This window comes from Streptomyces sp. LaBMicrA B280 (assembly GCF_049222185.1).
GTDB classification, from domain to species: domain Bacteria; phylum Actinomycetota; class Actinomycetes; order Streptomycetales; family Streptomycetaceae; genus Streptomyces; species Streptomyces murinus.
In genome coordinates this window covers 1-16,571 of record NZ_JBMJCT010000044.1, presented here as the reverse complement: position 1 = coordinate 16,571, position 16,571 = coordinate 1, and the positions used below count along the sequence as shown (strand labels likewise).

The window sequence follows — 16,571 nt, the reverse complement described above, 5'->3', positions numbered from 1 at the left end:
CCTGTGTTTCGTGTGGAGACGTCGGCTCAGCGGGTGGGCCAGTTGCGCAGCAGGGAGTCCAGGGCGTCCACGATCCGCGTCCAGGACTCCTGGGAGTCGGGGGCGCTGTGCGCGAAACCGCCGGCCGTCTCCAGGCTGACGTAGCCGTGGAAGACGCTGCCCAGCAGGCGCACCGCGTGGGTCTGGTCGGGTTCGGGCAGGTCGTAGCCGCGCAGGATCGCCCGGGTCAGCTGGGCGTGCCGGGGGCCCGCGCTCGCGGCGGCGGTCTCGGGGTCCAGCGGGTACCGGGCCGCCGTGTAGCGGCCGGGGTGGGCGAGGGCGTAGTCGCGGTAGACGTCCGCGAAGGCGCCGAGCGCGTCCTTGCCGGAGCGTCCGGCGAGCGCCTCGGCGGCGCGGTCGGCCAGCTCCGCGAGGGCGAGCAGCGCGATCCGCGTCTTGAGGTCCTGGGAGTTCTTCAGGTGCGAGTACAGGCTCGCGACCTTGACGTCGAACCGCCGGGCCAGCGCCGACACCGTCACCTGTTCAAAGCCCACCTCGTCGGCCAGCTCCGCGCCCGCGCGGACCAGCCGCTCCGTGCTCAGCCCCGCACGTACCATCAGCTTCCTCCCTCTTGCCGATAAGGATTATGCGGCTTCCTAAAGCCTTTAGGCAAACTGCTAAGCAACGAAGGGGGCTGGAGGCCGCCCGGGAACGCGAACGGCCGCCGACCGGAGACTCCGGTCGGCGGCCGCGAGGGCGCCAGGGGCTGGGGGCTGGGGGTTGGGGCGTCAGACCGCCGTCGCCGGGTACGTCGGGTACTCCACGCCCGACACGTACTGCACGACCCGGACGACCTGGCACGAGTAGCCGAACTCGTTGTCGTACCAGAGATAGAGGATCGCGTTGTCGCCGTCGACCTTCAGCGCGCCGGCGTCCACGATCGAGGCGTGGCGCGAGCCGATGAAGTCGCTGGAGACCGCGTCGGGCGCCGTGGTGAAGTCGATCTGGCGCTTGAGCGGCGAGGTCAGCGAGACGTCGCGCAGATAGTCGTGGACCTCCTCGCGGGTGGTCTCACGGGCCAGCTGGAGGTTGAGGATCGCGATCGAGACGTCCGGCACCGGGACGCGGATCGAGCTGCCGGAGATCGGCGCCTTGAGGTCGGGCAGCGCCTTCGCCACGGCCGAGGCGGCACCGGTCTCGGTGATCACCATGTTCAGCGGCGCGGACCGGCCGCGGCGCTCGGCCTTGTGATAATTGTCCAGCAGGTTCTGGTCGTTGGTGAACGAGTGGACCGTCTCCACATGGCCGCGCAGCACGCCGTACTCGTCGTCCATGGCCTTCAGCGGCGGGACGATCGCGTTGGTGGTGCAGGAGGCGCAGGACAGGATCTGCTCGTCCGGCTTGATGGTGTCGTGGTTGACGCCGTGCACGATGTTCGGGACGTCGCCCTTGCCCGGCGCGGTCAGTACGACCTTCTCGATACCGGGGCGCAGGTGCTCGGACAGGCCCGCGCGGTCACGCCATTTGCCGGTGTTGTCGATGAGGATCGCGTCGCGGATGCCGTAGTCGGTGTAGTCCACCTGCGAGGGGTCGTCGGCGTAGATCACCTTCACGGCATTGCCGTTGGCGATGATCGTGCTGCTCTCCTCGTCCACCGTGATGGTGCCCTGGAACTGGCCGTGGATCGAGTCGCGCCGCAGCAGCGAGGCGCGCTTGACGATGTCCTGGGCGCCGCCGCCGCGCACCACGATGGCCCGCAGCCGCAGACCGTTGCCGGAGCCGGCCTTCTCGATCAGCAGGCGGGCCACGAGGCGGCCGATGCGGCCGAAGCCGTACAGCACGACATCGCGCGGCTCACGCCGGTCGATCTTGTTGGCGCCGGTGGCACCGGCGACCGCCTCGGCGGTGAACTCCTCGACGCTCAGGCCGCGTTCGTCGGCCTGGTGGAGGGTGGCGAGCATGCCCAGGTCGATCTGGGAGGGACCGAGATCCAGGGCGGTCAGGGCCTTCAGGAAGGGCATCGTCTCGGTGACGGACAGCTCCTGGCCGGCGATCTGCCGGGCGAAGCGGTGCGTCTTGAGGATGCTGACCACCGACTTGTTCACCAGGGAGCGGCTGTGCAGCAGGACGGTCACGTCCTGCTCGCGGTGCAGCTTCCCGATGAGCGGGATCATGGACTCCGCGATCTCCTCGCGGTGCTTCCAGTTGGTGAACGAGTCGTCGTTGACAGTCACAGGTCCGGTCCATCTTTCGAGCTAGGCAGCGCTCATATGATAACCACACCCTACGTGGGTCCTTTCGGGGGTCCGCAGGGGGGTGCCCGGAGGGGTGGCTGGAGGGGTGGCCGGAAGGAGTGACCGAAGGGGGTTCGACTCGTTGAGCAAGGGACCGTAAGGGACTTACACCCGTTTCTTGACCAATTCCTGATTCAGGGTGGAAGTTCGTAAGAAACCCGAGTCGTGGATTGCACGTCTTACCCGGCGTGCCCAAGGTCAGCAGCGTGAGCACCTCCTCCGTTCCCCGGCCCGAACCGGCCGCCCCGTCCCGCCCCGCGGGCCGCTTCGATCTGCCCCGGATCGTCCGCCGCGGGATCCCCGAAGGGGCGGTACCGGCCCTCGCGCTGTTCGCGGGCGTCCGGCTCGCCGGGATACTCGCGGTGATCCTGACCAACGCCCTGCGCGGACACCCGCTCGTGCGGACCCTCGCCCACTCCTGGGACTCCCGCTGGTACCTGCACATCGCGGCCCAGGGCTACGGCCACAAGATGTGGATCACCCCGCAGGGCGCCGTACAGACCGACTGGGCCTTCTTCCCCCTCTACCCGGCGCTCATCCGAGCGCTCACCACCGTGCTGCCGCTCACCCCGGGCCAGGCAGCGCTGCTCATCGCCTGGCTCGCGGCGGGCGTGGCCGCGTACGGCGTCTACGTCATCGGACATCTGCTGTACGGCCGGGGTGTGGCCACCGCGCTGGTCGGCCTGTGGGCGGTCATGCCGCACGCCGTCGAGCTGACCATCGCCTACACCGAGTCGCTGTTCGCCGCGCTCGCCATCTGGGCCCTGTACGGCGTGCTCAAGGGCCGCTGGCTGTGGGCCGGGACGCTGGCCGCGCTCGCGGGCCTCGCCCGGCCCAGCGGCTTCGCGGTGGCCGGCGCCGTCGCCCTCGCGGCCGGGTGCGAGGCGTGGCGCGGGCGCGGCCGGGTCTCCTGGCGGCTGTGGGCCGGCGCCGTCCTCGCCCCGCTGGGCTTCCTCGGCTATGTGCTGTGGGTCGGCACCCAGGTCGGCAATCTGTTCGGCGGCTACTTCAAGGTGCAGAGCGCCTGGGACTCCCGCTTCGACTTCGGCGTCGGCGCGGCCCGCTTCGTCAAGGCACTGCTGCTGCACGGCGGCGGCGTCGTCTACACGGTCGCGCTGCTGGTCGTGGCCACCGGGGTGCTGCTGTTCGCGCTGCTGTGCCTGGACCGCCCCCCGCTGGTCCTGGTCGTCTTCTCCGGGGTGCTGATCCTGCTCGTGCTCGGCGGCTCGGGGTCCTTCTCCTCCAAGCCCCGCTTCCTGCTCCCGGCCTTCCCCCTGCTCATCCCGATGGCCCGCGCCCTCGCCCGGACCTGGCGAGTCCGGCCCGGCCAGGCGGTCCTCGTCTACGGCGCGCTCACCCTGGTGTCCCTGTTCTTCGGTGCCTACGTCACGGCGGTGGCCCACTCCCCGCTGTGAGCGCGTGACCCCGGTGAGGAGTCCGTAAGAAGCCGATCACCCCGAGCAGCCCGTGCGAAGGCCGGGAAACGGGGTAGTCGAGGGGACGCCCGAGGAAAGGACCGTCATGACGACCTACCTGATCAGCGTCCCCGGCACCTTCACCGCCGGGGTCGGCGCGGACACCCGGACCCGGCTGACCCGGGCACTGCGCCCCGTGGACCCGCACGGCACCCGGATGGGCAGCAGCGAGGACCTGGATGTGCTCAACGTCAACGACGACAACACCTTCACCCTCCGCCTGACCGTCGAGGCCGACACCGGTCCGCACGCCGAGGAGGAGGCCCGCAGGCTGGCGGACTCCGCGCTGCGCGGCGCGGGCCTGGACGAACGCAGCGCGCCGCTGGGGCCCGCCGTGATCACCGGGATCGACTCCGACGCGGGCTGAACCGACGCGGACACCGGCTGAGCGGCCCGCCCCGGCGGGCCGCGCCGAGTTCGGTCAATCTAGGTAAAATCTAGGCGTTTGCCAATGATTCAGGCAGCCGTGCCCGCAAAGGCGGCCGTCTCCCAGGGCACCCTCCGCCGGAAGTGAACCGATGCCCCGCAAGCGCCCCACCGACGACGGCGACGAACTGCTGGCCAGACTCGGTTCGCTCACCGCGCAGGCGCGCGAGCGCGCGGAACTCCAGCGCACCCAGGTCGAGCTGGCCATCGCCCTGCAACGCGGCATGCTGCCCCGGGACCTGCCCACCGCCCCCGGACTGCATCTGGCGGTCCGCTACGCGCCCGCCTGCTACGGCCTGAACGTGGGCGGCGACTGGTACGACGCCTTCCCGCTGCCCGACGGCCGGATCGGGCTGGCCATCGGGGACGTACAGGGGCACAACATCGAGGCCGCCGCCTTCATGGGCCAGGTCCGCGCCGGACTGCGCGCCCTCGCCTTCGCCACCGGCGAGCCCGGCGAACTGCTCGCCCGCACCAATGACCTGCTCCTCTCCCTCGGCAGCGAACTCTTCGCCACCTGCACCTTCATGCGCCTCGACCCGGCGACCGGCGCGATGGAGAGCGCCCGCGCCGGTCACATCCCCTTCGTCTGGGCCACGGCCGACGGCAAGTCCGGTGTCGTCGACGACGAGGGCGGGCCGCCGCTCGGCATCCAGCGGGGCATCGACTACCCGGTGACCCGGCACCGGCTGACCACCGGCGGGCTGTTCGTGCTGCTCACCGACGGTGTGGTGGAGGGGCCCTCGCTGGCCGTGGAGGACGGGCTGGAACAGGTGACGCGGCTCGCCGGGATCGCCGCCGTCGCGGGCCTGGAGAGTCACGCCCTGGCCGCCGCCGTGATCAAGGGCGCCGAGAGCGTCGGACATGAGGACGACGCCGCCGTACTCGTCGTCGGCCTCGACGGGCCCGCACGGCCGTAGCGTCCCGCATTTCAGCCAGAGGGCCGGACCCCGGCCGCTCTCGCCTCGCCGAGCCGCGCCGGGCGGTGTGAGATGGCTGCTGTGGTGGGTATCGCGGAACTGCGCCGGCCGGGCGGCTATGTCGTCCAGGTGCTGGCCGTCGCGGCCCTCTACTACGGCTCCGCCCGCCTCGGCCTGCTGCGCGAGCTGTCCGTGGGCAGCGCCGTCTTCACCCCGATCTACCCGCCGACCGGCGTCTCCGTCGCCGCCCTGCTGATCCTCGGCATCGGCTGCTGGCCCGGCATCACTCTCGGCGCCCTCGCCCTCATCCTGACCATCTCGCCGCCCGGCCCCGATCTGGTCGGCATCCTCTTCGGCAACACCGCCGCCCCCGTGTGCGCGGCGATCCTGCTGCACTGGGCGCGCTTCCGCCCCGACCTCGGCAGATTCCGGGACGGACTCGCCCTGGTGTTCCTCGGCGCGCTGGCCGCCATGACGATCAGCGCGACCGTCGGCGTGGGAATGCTGGTGCTCACGGACAAGCTGGCCGTACACGCCTTCTGGCCGGTGTGGCTCGCCTGGTGGGTCGGCGACGCGATGGGCGTCCTGCTCGTCACCCCGCTGCTGCTGATGCTGGGCAGGCTGCGCCGGCCGCTGCACCTGGGCCGATGGCGGGAGGCGACCGCGCTCACCGTCATCACCTGCGTGCTCGTCCCGCTGGCCACCTACAGCTCGATCAGCCTGCTCTTCCTGGTCTACCCGCTGATCATCTGGGCCGCCCTGCGCTTCCAGCTCGCGGGCGCCGTGCTGTGCGCGCTGTTCACCTCCGTGATGGCCACCATCGCCGCCACGGACGGGAGCGGCGCGTTCCAGGGGCTGAGCCCGGTCGAGATCATGGCCAAGCTCCAGGCGTTCAACGGGACGATGGCGCTCACCGCGCTCCTGATGTCTGCCCTGATCACCGAGCAGCGCAACACGCGGCGCTCGGTGGAGCGGGCATGCCAGGAACTGGTGGAGGTCCTCGAACACCTGACCGCCGGTGATGTTCCGCTGCCCCGGCCCCAGACGGACACCGACGCCGACGGGACGGCCGACGCCGACAGGACGGGGGACAGCGACAGGACGGGGGACGGCGACGGCACCGGGGGCCGGTCGTCGCCGGCCCCGTGAGGCGCGCCGCCGGTCCGGTTCCTCGGTTTTCTTCCTCGGTTTTTTCGGCTTCCTCGGCTTCCTCAGTGCGGCCGATGCGGCTCCTGGTCGCCGCCCCGTTCCTCGGCGTCCCGGCTCCGGGAGCTGCGTTCGGCGATGTCGCGGGGTGTGGGTGTGGGCGTCGGCGAGTTGCCGGACTCCTCGGCGGCGTGACGGCGCTCCGCCTCGTTGCGACGGTTCGCGTCCCGCTGTTCCTGTCGGCTCTGACGCTGGTCATCACGTGCGTTCATACGGCGCCGAGTACCCCCACCCCGGCCACCGCAACGTCCCGCACGGCGTGTCGGACGGCCGCCCCGGGGCACTGGGAGACGATGGACGGACCCCGCCAGGGGCGGCGCGGACCGGAGGGAAGGGCGGCAAGGGCGCGATGGAACAGCGGGTGACCGCGCGGGCGGCGGACACGGAGGACGGCGCCGCCGGTGCGGGACATGAGGCGGCCCCTGCGGACGACACGACCGGCGCGGCGCGCGCGACCGGTACGGCGGATACGGCGCCGCCCGCCGACCGCGACCCCGGCGCCCCCGACCCCCGCCGCCGTGTCCCCCGTACCGACGACCTCCTGCGCGACCCCCGATTGGCCGAGGCCATGGACCGGCTCGGGGCCGCGGTCGTCAAAGGGGCCGTACGGGAGGCGCAGCAGCGGGCCAGGGACGGGGAGCTCGCGCCCGAACACGTGCCGGACACGGTCCTGAGCCTGCTCCCCGACACCGCGAGCGGACTGCGCCCCGTGCTCAACGCCACCGGGGTGCTGCTCCACACCAACCTCGGCCGCGCCCCCCTGTCGGACGCCGCCCGGCGGGCCGTGACCGAGGCCGCGGGACCCACCGACGTGGAACTGGACCTGGCGTCCGGCGTCCGGGCCCGCCGGGGCCGTTCCACCCTCGCCGCCCTGCGCGCCCGGGTGCCCGCAGCCGGGGACGTCCATGTCGTCAACAACGGCGCCGCCGCCCTCGTCCTCGCCGCCACCGCGCTCGCGGCCGGCAAGGAGATCGTCGTCAGCCGGGGCGAGATGGTGGAGATCGGCGACGGCTTCCGGCTGCCCGACCTGCTCGTCTCCACCGGCGCGCGGCTGCGCGAGGTGGGCACCACGAACCGTACGACCGCCGCCGACTACGCCGAGGTCATCGGCCCCGAGACCGGGTTCGTGCTCAAGGTGCACCCGTCCAACTTCCGCGTCACCGGCTTCACCCGCGCGGCGCAGACCGGGGAACTCGCCTCTCTGGGCGTCCCGGTCGTCGTGGACATCGGCTCCGGGCTGCTCGCCCCGCACCCGGGCCTGCCCGCGGAACCCGACGCCGACACCCAGCTGCGCGCGGGCGCCGCCCTGGTCACCGCGAGCGGCGACAAACTGCTCGGCGGACCCCAGTGCGGACTGCTGCTCGGCGACGGCGACCTGGTGCGCGCCCTGGCCCGGCATCCGCTGGCCCGCGCCCTGCGCGTCGACAAGCTGACCCTGGCCGCCCTGGAAGCCACCCTCACCGGACCGCCCACCCCCACCGCCCACGCCCTGACCGCCGACCCCGTCGCCCTCAGGGCCCGCGCCGACCGGCTCGCCGCCGAACTGGGCGCCCACGGGATCGACGCCCGCGCCGTCGGCAGCACCGCCACGGTCGGCGGGGGAGGGGCACCCGGGGTCGGGCTGCCCAGCGCCGCGCTCTCCCTGCCCGAGCCGTACGCCGCCGCGCTGCGCACCGCCCGTACGCCGGTCGTCGGACGCCTGGAGGCCGGGCGCTGTCTGCTGGACCTGCGCTCCGTGCCCCCGGCCGACGACGAACGGCTCGCGGGAGCCGTGCGCGCGGTGCGCACGAGCGACGATCCGGCCACCTTGCGGGGACGGCCCTGATGCGGGTCCTCGCCACCGCCGGGCATGTCGACCACGGCAAGTCCGCCCTGGTCCGGGCGCTCACCGGGATGGAACCCGACCGGTACGAGGAGGAGCGCCGCCGGGGCCGCACCCTCGATCTGGGCTTCGTGTGGACCCGGCTCGACGCGCTCGGCGACCACCTCGCCTTCGTGGACGTGCCCGGCCATGAGCGGTTCGTGCCGACCATGCTCGCCGGGGTCGGGCCGGTGCCCGCCGTGCTGTTCGTGGTCGCCGCCGACCAGGGCTGGCAGCCCCAGTCGGGGGAGCACCTCGCCGTCCTCGACGCGCTCGGCGTCCGGCACGCCGTCCTCGCGGTGACCCGCGCCGACCTCGCCGACCCCGAACCGGTGCGCGCCGACGCCGCGGCACGACTGGCGGGCACCTCCCTCGGCACGGTGGCATCGGTCGCGGTGAGCGCCGTCACCGGCAGCGGACTTGGCGAACTGCGCGCCGAACTCGCCAGGCTGGCAGGGGAGTTGCCCGATCCCGACCCGGACGCCGACGTACGCCTGTGGCTGGACCGGGCGTTCACCGTCCGCGGTCACGGCACCGTGGTGACCGGCACGCTCGGCGCGGGCACCCTGCGCGTGGGCGACCGGCTGGCCACCGGGGACGGCCCGGCGGTGCTGCGGGTGCGCGGGCTGCAGAGCCTCAACCAGGACCGGGAGACCGTCAGCGGGGTGGCCCGCGTCGCGGTCAATGTGCACGGGCCGGGGGACACCGGACTGCGCCGGGGGCAGGTGCTGCTGAGCCCCGACCGCTGGCGGGCCACCGAGGTGCTCGACGCGCGGATCGACGGCGAGCCGGTGGCCGAACTGCCCCGCCAGGTCACCCTGCACCTCGGGACCGCCGCCGTGCCGGTCACCGTCCGCCCGCTCGGCACCGACACCGCCCGGCTCACCCTCGCCCGGCCCCTGCCGCTGCGGATCGGCGACCGCGCGGTGCTGCGCGCGCCGGGCGGAGATCGCGTCCGGGCCCGCGCCGCCGAACTCGCCGCCCTGCGGGGCCGCCCCGACCCGGCCGCCGAACTCCGCCGCCGGGGACTGATCCGCCGCACCGATCTCACCGCGATGGGCGCCCCGGCCCCCGACACCCCCGTCACCGGCGACTGGCTGGCCGACCCGGCACACTGGAGCGAACTGCGCGACCGGCTCACCGCCGAGGTCGAACGGCACGCCCGCGCCCACCCGTTGGACCCCGGCCTGCCCACCGAGGCCGCCCGCCGGCTGCTCGCCCTGCCCGACCGCGCCCTCGTCGACGCGCTGGCCGAGACGTCCCCCCGACTCCGCGCCGATCAGGGCAGGTTGTTCGCACCGGACCACTCCCGCCCCGCCCTCCCCCCGGCCGTGGACGCCGTACGCCGGGACCTGGAGCGGGCGCCGTTCCGCGCGCCCGAGGCCGGGCGGCTCGCCGAACTGGGCCTGGACCACAGGGCGTTGGCCGCCGCCGTGACCGCCGGGGCGCTGCTGCGGATCGCCGACGGGATCCTGCTGCTGCCCGGCGCCGACACCGAGGCCGCCGCCGTGCTGCGCGCCCTGCCCCAGCCCTTCACCCTCAGCGAGGCCCGGCGCGCCCTGGACACCACCCGCCGGGTGGCCGTACCGCTGCTGGAGTTCCTGGACGCACAGGGACACACCGAACGCGTCGACGACCAGCGCAGACGCTGCCGCGGTGGGCCGGGGAGCGGAGGCGGACGGGAATCGAACCCGCCTGCCCGAGATCCTCGGGCACCTCGGTTTTGAAGACCGGGAGGGCCACCAGGCACCCGCACGCCTCCACCGCTCGCCAGGCTAGTGCCCGAGGAGACCGCGATGACACCGACCCGCCAAGCGACCGTCCGACTCACACAGTTCGCCCATGGCGGCGGCTGCGCCTGCAAGATCCCGCCCGGTGAGCTGGAGGAGGTGGTCAGCGGGCTGACCGTGCCCCAACTCGCCGGGGGCGACACCCCGTTGCTGGTCGGCCTCGCCACCGGCGACGACGCGGCCGTCGTCACGCTGCCCGGACAGCCGGGCACGGCCGTGGTGTGCACGGCCGACTTCTTCACCCCGGTGGTGGACGACCCCTACGACTGGGGGCGCATCGCCGCCGCCAACGCGCTGTCCGACGTGTACGCCATGGGCGGCCGCCCGGTGCTCGCCGTCAATCTGCTGGCCTGGCCGCGCGACCGGCTCCCCTTCGAGCTGGCCCGCGAGGTGCTGCGCGGCGGCCTGGACATCGCCACCGAGGCGGGCTGCCATGTCGGCGGCGGCCACAGCGTGGACGACCCGGAACCCAAGTACGGCATGGCCGTCACCGGCATCGCCGACCCCGGGCGGCTGCTGCGCAACGACACCGGCCGCCCCGGGCTGCCGCTGTCCCTGACCAAGCCGCTCGGCCTCGGCGTGCTCAACAACCGGCACAAGGCCACCGGCGAACGCTTCGCACAGGCCGTCGCCACCATGACCGCCCTCAACCGGGACGCGGCCGAGGCCGCGCTCGCCGCCGGGGCGGACTGCGCCACCGATGTCACCGGGTTCGGGCTCCTCGGCCATCTGCACAAGCTCGCCAAGGCGTCCGGGGTGACCGCCGTGCTCGACACCGCCGCCGTGCCCTACCTGGACGGCGCCCGCGAGGCCGTACGGGACGGCTTCGTCAGCGGCGGCACCCGGCGCAACCTCGAATGGGTCGCCCCCTGGACCGGGTTCGGCACCACCGACGCCGACACCCGGCTGCTGCTGGCCGACGCCCAGACCTCCGGCGGACTGCTGGTCGCCGGGGAGGTGCCGGGCGCGCCGGTGGTGGGGGAGCTGGTGCCGTACGACGGCTCCCACACCATCGTGCTCGAATGACCCACCGGCACAAGGGAGTTACGGCTCGGTGCCCGTGTGCGCGTCGATGCCCGCCCGTGCCCGGTAGGCCCGCACCAGCTCCGCGGCCGCGGGCCCCCGCGGCCTGCGCCCCGGCCGGATGTCCACCGCGATCGCCTTGGCCTCCTGGATATGGGTGTTGGGATCCAGGGACAGATGCAGCAGCTCGTTGGCCGCGTCGCCGGTCGTGTAGCCGTTGGGGCCCCAGTGGTAGGGCAGGCCCACCTGGTGCAGCCGGCGGCCGTGCACGGTCAGCGGGGCCATCCGCTCGGTGACCAGCACCCGCGCCTCGATCACCGCGCGGGCGCTGACGATCGTCGCCCAGCCGGTGTGCTCAAGACCCCGCTCGGCCGCCAGCTCCGGGGAGACCTCGCAGAAGAACTCCGGCTGGAGCTCGGCCAGATAGGGCTGCCAGCGGGACATGCCGCCCGCCGTGTGGTGCTCGGTGAGCCGGTAGGTGGTCGCCACGTACGGATAGACCTCGGAGCCGCGCTCGTCGCCGCTCGGCTGGTAGCGGTTGTCGGGCAGCGTGGGCAGCAACTGCCGTACGGGATTGCGCTGCTGGTCGTGGAGCAGGTTGGGGAACGGCGAGTCCTGCGGCTCGTAGTGCACGGGCAGCGGGCCGTCCGTGAGCCCGGACGGCACGTACAGCCACGCCTTGCCGTCGGCCTGCATGATGAACGGGTCCCGGCCGGACAGCGCCGCGGGCCCGGTCGCGTCCTCGTCCGGTTCGTAGCCCGGCGCCTTGTCCTTCGTGAAGTCGGGGACGTCGTGCCCGGACCACTCGCCCTTGTCCGCGTCCCACCACACCAGCGCCTTGCGCTCGCTCCACGGCCTGCCCTCGGGGTCGGCGGAGGCACGGTTGTACAGCACCCGGCGGTTGGCGGGCCACGCCCAGGCCCACTCGGCGGCCACCCAGTCCTGCTCCCCGCCGGGCCTGCGGCGCGCGGCCTGGTTGACGCCGTCGGCGCGCACCCCGCAGTAGATCCAGCAGCCGCAGGTGGTCGAGCCGTCGGACTTCAACTGCTCGTACGAGGACAGCGGTTCGCCGTTCGCGTCATGGCCGTTGATCTCGGCGAGCACCGCCTCGGCGTCCGGCTCGACGAGCGGACCCTTCGTCGGATAGTCCCAGGCGAGGTCCAGCACCGGCCGGTCCATCTCGTCGGCCGACCCGGCGAGCTTCTCCCGGATGATCCGCCCCAGATGGAAGGCGAACCACAGGTCGCTGCGCGCCTCCCCGGGCGGCTCGACCGCCTGGTGGTGCCATTGCAGCAGCCGCTGGGTGTTGGTGAAGCTGCCGTCCTTCTCGGTGTGCGCGGCGGCCGGCAGGAAGAACACCTCGGTCCGGATGTCCTCGGTGCGCAGCTCCCCGGTCTCGATCTCCGGGCCGTCCTTCCACCAGGTCGCCGACTCGATCAGCGAGAAGTCGCGCACCACCAGCCAGTCCAGGTTGGCCATGCCGAGCCGCATCAGCTTGGTGTTGGCGTTGCCCACCGCGGGGTTCTCGCCCATCAGGAAGTAGCCCTTGCAGGTGCCCTCCAGCTGGGCCATCGTCGTCTCGTACGTCGAGTGCGAACCGGTCAGCCGCGGCAGGTAGTCGAAGCAGAAGTCGTTCTCCTCGGTCGCGTTCTCGCCCCAGTACGCCTTGAGCAGGCTCACCAGGTACGCGCGCATGTTGCCCCAGTAGCCCTTGTGCGCCGCCTCCGCCGCCACGAACGCGGCCAGGTCCTGGTTCTGGTGCGCGTGCGGCATCGGGATGTAGCCCGGCAGCAGGTTGAACAGGGTCGGGATGTCCGTCGAGCCCTGGATGGAGGCGTGCCCGCGCAGCGCGAGGATGCCGCCGCCCGGCCGGCCGATGTTGCCGAGGAGCAGCTGGAGGATGCAGGCGGTGCGGATGTACTGCACGCCCACCGTGTGCTGGGTCCAGCCCACCGCGTAGGCGAAGGCCGTCGTGCGCTCCCGCCCGGAGTTCTCCGTGACCAGCTCGCACACCTGCGAGAACAGCTCCCGCGGCACCCCGCACACCTGCTCCACCAGCTCCGGGGTGTAGCGGGCGAAGTGCCGCTTGAGCACCTGGAAGACACAGCGCGGATGCGTCAGCGTCTCGTCCCGCTCCGGCTCGCCCTCGCCGATCACCGGACCGCCGGCGCCGTGCGCCTCGCCGCGCGCCGCCTCGGTCACCGAACTGCCGCCCCCGGTACGCTCGTCGTACTCCTGGTCGCGCTCGCCGGAGGCCGCCTGCGTCTCCGTACCCTCGTACTGCCAGCTGGAGTTGTCGTACGAGCGGGTCTCGCTGTTCAGGCCGGAGAAGACGCCGGAGAGGTCCTCGGTGTCACAGAAGTCCGCGCGCAGGATCATCGGCGCGTTGGTGTACGCCACGATGTAGTCGCGGAAGTACTTCTCCTTCTCCAGCACGTAGTTGACGATCGCGCCGAGGAAGGCGATGTCCGAGCCCGCGCGCAGCGGCACATGCAGATCGGCGAGCGCGCTGGTGCGGGTGAACCGCGGGTCGACATGGATCACCTTCGCGCCCCGCGCCTTGGCCTCCATCACCCACTGGAACCCGACCGGATGGCACTCGGCCATGTTCGAGCCCTCGATGACGATGCAGTCCGCGTTCTGCAGGTCCTGCTGGAAGGTGGTCGCGCCGCCGCGTCCGAACGAGGTTCCCAGACCGGGAACGGTGGAGGAGTGTCAAACGCGCGCCTGGTTCTCGATCTGGATCGCGCCGAGCGCCGTGAACAACTTCTTGATGAGGTAGTTCTCCTCGTTGTCCAGCGTCGCCCCGCCGAGGCTCGCGATGCCCATGGTGCGCCGGGTGCGGGTCTGGTCGACCTCCCACTCCCAGCCCGCCCGGCGGGCCGCGATCACCCGGTCGGCGATCATGTCCATCGCGGTGTCGAGATCGAGGCGCTCCCAACCGGTCCCGTGCGGGCGCCGGTAGAGCACCTGGTGCTCGCGGGCGTCGCCGGTCGTCAGCTGGAGGCTCGCCGAGCCCTTGGGGCACAGCCGGCCGCGGGAGACGGGGGAGTCCGGGTCGCCCTCGATCTGGGTGACCTTGTCGTCCTGGACGTACACGTTCTGGCCGCAGCCCACCGCGCAGTACGGGCAGACGGACTTCACCACCCGGTCGGCCGAGGCCACCCGGGGCGTGAGCCGCTCACTGGCCCCGCTCTTCGCGGCGGCCCCCCGGCCCAGCGGATCCGTCCCGGTGAGCTGGCGGTAGACCGGCCAGGAGTCGATCCAGGTGCGTACGCCCACGGCCACTCCTCCCACTCGTCGTCCCGATTGTCCCGTGCCGATGCCGCCGCGGCACCTTGTGCGGCGCCGGGGTACCCCCGCCGCCCGGAGGCAAACGGTGTCGGCAGGTGCGAGGGGCTGCGCCGCGCCTACGCGCCCTCCCCCTCGACCCGGCGTGCCGCGTTGAGCCTCTCCCGCTGTGGTACGACCGTGTAGCGCGGGTCCTCCGCCGAGGCCACGCCGGCGTGGAAGACGCCGAAGCGCAGGGCGGCCGAGCCGGTGAGGAGGGCGGCTCCTGCGGCCAGGGCCACGCGGCGGTCGCGCAGGCGGCCGGAGAGGAGGGCCAGGGCGGTGCCGGTGACGGTCAGGGCCTCGGAGGCGCGCAGCAGGATCCGGGGCCTGCTCCGGTCGAAGGGCTCGGCCGTGATGCCCATCCGGCGCTTCATCAGATGGAAGGCGCCCAGCTCCAGCCCGGCGCCGAGCAGTGCCGTCCGGCGGGCCGGTCCCGCCTGTGCGGTCGGCGCGGTGGCCAGGGCCAGACCGGAGGCGGCGGCCGCGGCGGATCCCGCGAAGACGAAGGGGAGTTGACGGTAGCCCTCGTGCCAGGAGGGGACCGCCGTGTCCGAGAGCAGGACCGCGGTGTACGTGGCCACCGCGGGGCCCAGCACCGCCGCCGAGAGGGTGGCGGCCGAGCCCAACAGCCGGTATCGGCACGCTACTTCGGCGGCGGCGGAGCCCAGCAGCCGGTAACGGCCCGCGGCTTCGGTGACCGCGGCCGCCATGGTCAGCGGCGCGTACGCCACGAGGATCCAGGAGCCCACGCTCATCGGCGAGGTCGGCTTGAACACCCGCAGCATGTTCAGGAACCGCGCCGGGCGGCCCAGGTCGTGCACCAGCGCGGCCAGCGACAGCGAGATCGCCCCGGCCGCCCCCAGTTTCGCCGGTGCCGCGAGCCCCGGCCGCCCCGTCAGCTCACCCCCCGCCGCCAGCAGCGAGGAGGCCCCCGCGAGCCCGCCGAGGTACAGGTACCCGGCGATGTCCAACGCCTTCCAAGTGGGCTTGTTCAGCACGGGTTTGCCGTAGTACGACGAGAACGACGCGTCCGGCACCATCGGCCGCTCGCCCCGCCCGCGCCGCCGGCGCCTGCGCCCCGCAGCGGAGCCGCTCATCGCGCCCTCCTCGGGCGTCCGGCGAAACCGCCCACCGCGAGCCCCACCAGCGTCACCGCGGCCAGCGCCGCGTGCCGCCACATGGCGGGCAGGTCCCGGGTGGTGACCACCGGGTCCGGGGGCAGACCGTAGACCTCGGGCTCGTCGAGCAGCAGGAAGAACGCGCCGTCGCCGCCGACCCCGTCCGCCGGGTCCGCCCCGTACAGCCGGGCGTCCGCCACCCCGGCCGCGTGCAGCCCCGCCACCCGCCCCGCCGCCCGCTCCCGCAGCTCCTCCAGCGGCCCGAACTGGATGGAGTCCGTCGGGCACGCCTTGGCGCAGGCGGGCTCCATGCCGACGCCCAGCCGGTCGTAGCACAGCGTGCACTTCCACACCCGGCCGTCGTCCTTGCGCTGGTCGATGACGCCGTACGGGCAGGCGGGCACGCAGTAGCCGCAGCCGTTGCAGACGTCCGACTGCACGACGACCGTCCCGAACTCGGTGCGGAACAGCGCACCGGTGGGGCACACGTCGAGACAGGCCGCGTGCGTGCAGTGCTTGCACACGTCCGAGGACATCAGCCAGCGCAGCTCGGTGCGGCCGTCGGGGGAGAGCGGGGAGATCGGCCCGGCGGGGGCGCCCTCGGGAGCCTGCCCCGGCGGGGGAGCGGTGGCGCCGGTGCCGAGCCGGGAGGCCGCCGCGAAGACATCCGTGTCCTCGTGGCCGACGCCGGGCTCCTGCCCGCCGAACGGCCCCCGCTGCTCGATGAAGGCCACATGCCGCCAGGTGTCCGCGCCCAGGGTCCCCGTGTTGTCGTAGGACATACCGGTCAGTTCGAGGCCGTCCTCGGGGACCGCGTTCCACTCCTTGCAGGCCACCTCGCACGCCTTGCAGCCGATGCACACCGAGGTGTCGGTGAAGAACCCCATCCGCGGCGGCGCGTCGGGATAGCCGGAGGCGCCGGCCACGTCCGGCTGGGGGCCGTACCACTGGTTCCCGTGCACCTCAGGGCCGTCGCCCATGGCATGCCTCCTCGCTCACGCGTGACTTCTCATGAGGACCGGCACCAGCGGACTGGGGAGCGCCGGTTCCTCCAGGGGGACCCATGGTCTTCCCCGAGCGTGGCACGGGCGCCCGCACTCCGCGCGCCCGGAGTGGCGCCGCCCGCCGTTCGCTTTGGTGTGGGGG

General features: G+C 73.1%; 13 protein-coding genes, 1 tRNA gene and 1 pseudogene. 7 read left to right on the top strand and 8 right to left on the bottom strand.

Going from position 1 to position 16,571, the window contains the following annotated elements; translation table 11 throughout:
* Positions 1–26: 26 nt before the first annotated feature.
* Positions 27–596, bottom strand: a complete 570-nt coding sequence (locus ACLF5H_RS28460) for a TetR/AcrR family transcriptional regulator (RefSeq protein ID WP_346081176.1) — start codon at positions 594–596, stop codon at positions 27–29.
* Between the two features lie 171 nt (positions 597–767).
* Positions 768–2,213: a glyceraldehyde-3-phosphate dehydrogenase gene (locus ACLF5H_RS28455; RefSeq protein WP_421678855.1), complete on the bottom strand. Its 1,446-nt coding sequence runs from the start codon at positions 2,211–2,213 to the stop codon at positions 768–770.
* 266 nt (positions 2,214–2,479) lie between these two features.
* On the opposite strand from ACLF5H_RS28455, the gene ACLF5H_RS28450 reads away from it, so the two are divergent.
* From ACLF5H_RS28450 to ACLF5H_RS28435, 4 genes are all read left to right on the top strand, one after another.
* Entirely contained in the window at positions 2,480–3,688 is a 1,209-nt protein-coding gene (locus ACLF5H_RS28450) for a hypothetical protein (protein WP_421678854.1), read from the top strand.
* Positions 3,689–3,794: 106 nt separating this feature from the next.
* The gene (locus ACLF5H_RS28445; RefSeq protein ID WP_421678853.1) at positions 3,795–4,115 is read left to right on the top strand and encodes a hypothetical protein; all 321 of its coding nucleotides are present in this window, start codon (positions 3,795–3,797) and stop codon (positions 4,113–4,115) included.
* Between the two features lie 151 nt (positions 4,116–4,266).
* Complete coding sequence (locus tag ACLF5H_RS28440) at positions 4,267–5,094, top strand: PP2C family protein-serine/threonine phosphatase (protein ID WP_421678852.1); 828 nt, start codon at positions 4,267–4,269, stop codon at positions 5,092–5,094.
* Between the two features lie 72 nt (positions 5,095–5,166).
* Positions 5,167–6,243, top strand: coding sequence for an MASE1 domain-containing protein (locus tag ACLF5H_RS28435; RefSeq protein ID WP_421678851.1), 1,077 nt, complete (start codon positions 5,167–5,169; stop codon positions 6,241–6,243).
* Between the two features lie 62 nt (positions 6,244–6,305).
* Here ACLF5H_RS28435 and ACLF5H_RS28430 read toward each other — a convergent pair whose 3' ends face one another.
* Complete coding sequence (locus ACLF5H_RS28430) at positions 6,306–6,512, bottom strand: hypothetical protein (RefSeq protein ID WP_421678850.1); 207 nt, start codon at positions 6,510–6,512, stop codon at positions 6,306–6,308.
* A gap of 137 nt (positions 6,513–6,649) precedes the next feature.
* Here ACLF5H_RS28430 and selA point away from each other — a divergent pair, with 137 nt between their 5' ends.
* A complete protein-coding gene (selA, locus tag ACLF5H_RS28425; RefSeq protein WP_421678849.1) occupies positions 6,650–8,125 on the top strand; it encodes an L-seryl-tRNA(Sec) selenium transferase in 1,476 nt (491 codons plus the stop codon).
* Positions 8,125–8,595: pseudogene (locus ACLF5H_RS28420) on the top strand (GTP-binding protein); the annotation flags it as partial. The gene selA and the pseudogene ACLF5H_RS28420, both read left to right, overlap by 1 nt.
* Before the next feature lie 845 nt (positions 8,596–9,440).
* Here the strand turns inward: ACLF5H_RS28420 and ACLF5H_RS28415 are convergent.
* Positions 9,441–9,728 carry a hypothetical protein gene (locus ACLF5H_RS28415; RefSeq protein ID WP_421678848.1) on the bottom strand — a complete coding sequence of 96 codons (288 nt, stop codon included), beginning with the start codon at positions 9,726–9,728 and terminating at the stop codon, positions 9,441–9,443.
* 102 nt (positions 9,729–9,830) lie between these two features.
* Positions 9,831–9,923: transfer RNA gene (locus ACLF5H_RS28410), tRNA-Sec, on the bottom strand.
* A 34-nt stretch (positions 9,924–9,957) separates the two neighbouring features.
* Between ACLF5H_RS28410 and selD the strand changes: the two genes are divergently transcribed.
* Entirely contained in the window at positions 9,958–10,977 is a 1,020-nt protein-coding gene (selD, locus tag ACLF5H_RS28405; RefSeq protein ID WP_421678847.1) for a selenide, water dikinase SelD, read from the top strand.
* An 18-nt stretch (positions 10,978–10,995) separates the two neighbouring features.
* On the opposite strand, the gene fdh is transcribed toward selD, so the two are convergent.
* The 3 genes from fdh to ACLF5H_RS28390 form a co-directional block, all read right to left on the bottom strand.
* Positions 10,996–14,256, bottom strand: coding sequence for a formate dehydrogenase (fdh, locus tag ACLF5H_RS28400; protein WP_421678846.1), 3,261 nt, complete (start codon positions 14,254–14,256; stop codon positions 10,996–10,998).
* A 128-nt stretch (positions 14,257–14,384) separates the two neighbouring features.
* The gene (gene nrfD / locus ACLF5H_RS28395) at positions 14,385–15,404 is read right to left on the bottom strand and encodes an NrfD/PsrC family molybdoenzyme membrane anchor subunit (RefSeq protein WP_421678845.1); all 1,020 of its coding nucleotides are present in this window, start codon (positions 15,402–15,404) and stop codon (positions 14,385–14,387) included.
* The gene (locus ACLF5H_RS28390; RefSeq protein ID WP_421678844.1) at positions 15,401–16,405 is read right to left on the bottom strand and encodes a 4Fe-4S dicluster domain-containing protein; all 1,005 of its coding nucleotides are present in this window, start codon (positions 16,403–16,405) and stop codon (positions 15,401–15,403) included. Before ACLF5H_RS28390 ends, nrfD begins: the two co-directional genes overlap by 4 nt.
* Between the last annotated feature and the right edge of the window lie 166 nt (positions 16,406–16,571).

What these genes read in the sequence shown, in the direction of transcription:
- ACLF5H_RS28460 (WP_346081176.1), bottom strand. Translation starts at nt 596, where the DNA reads ATGGTACGTGCGGGGCTGAGCACGGAGCGGCTGGTCCGCGCGGGCGCG.
- ACLF5H_RS28445 (WP_421678853.1), top strand. Translation starts at nt 3,795, where the DNA reads ATGACGACCTACCTGATCAGCGTCCCCGGCACCTTCACCGCCGGGGTC.
- ACLF5H_RS28440 (WP_421678852.1), top strand. Translation starts at nt 4,267, where the DNA reads ATGCCCCGCAAGCGCCCCACCGACGACGGCGACGAACTGCTGGCCAGA.
- ACLF5H_RS28435 (WP_421678851.1), top strand. Translation starts at nt 5,167, where the DNA reads ATGGCTGCTGTGGTGGGTATCGCGGAACTGCGCCGGCCGGGCGGCTAT.
- ACLF5H_RS28430 (WP_421678850.1), bottom strand. Translation starts at nt 6,512, where the DNA reads ATGAACGCACGTGATGACCAGCGTCAGAGCCGACAGGAACAGCGGGAC.
- selA (WP_421678849.1), top strand. Translation starts at nt 6,650, where the DNA reads ATGGAACAGCGGGTGACCGCGCGGGCGGCGGACACGGAGGACGGCGCC.
- selD (WP_421678847.1), top strand. Translation starts at nt 9,958, where the DNA reads ATGACACCGACCCGCCAAGCGACCGTCCGACTCACACAGTTCGCCCAT.
- nrfD (WP_421678845.1), bottom strand. Translation starts at nt 15,404, where the DNA reads ATGAGCGGCTCCGCTGCGGGGCGCAGGCGCCGGCGGCGCGGGCGGGGC.
- ACLF5H_RS28390 (WP_421678844.1), bottom strand. Translation starts at nt 16,405, where the DNA reads ATGGGCGACGGCCCTGAGGTGCACGGGAACCAGTGGTACGGCCCCCAG.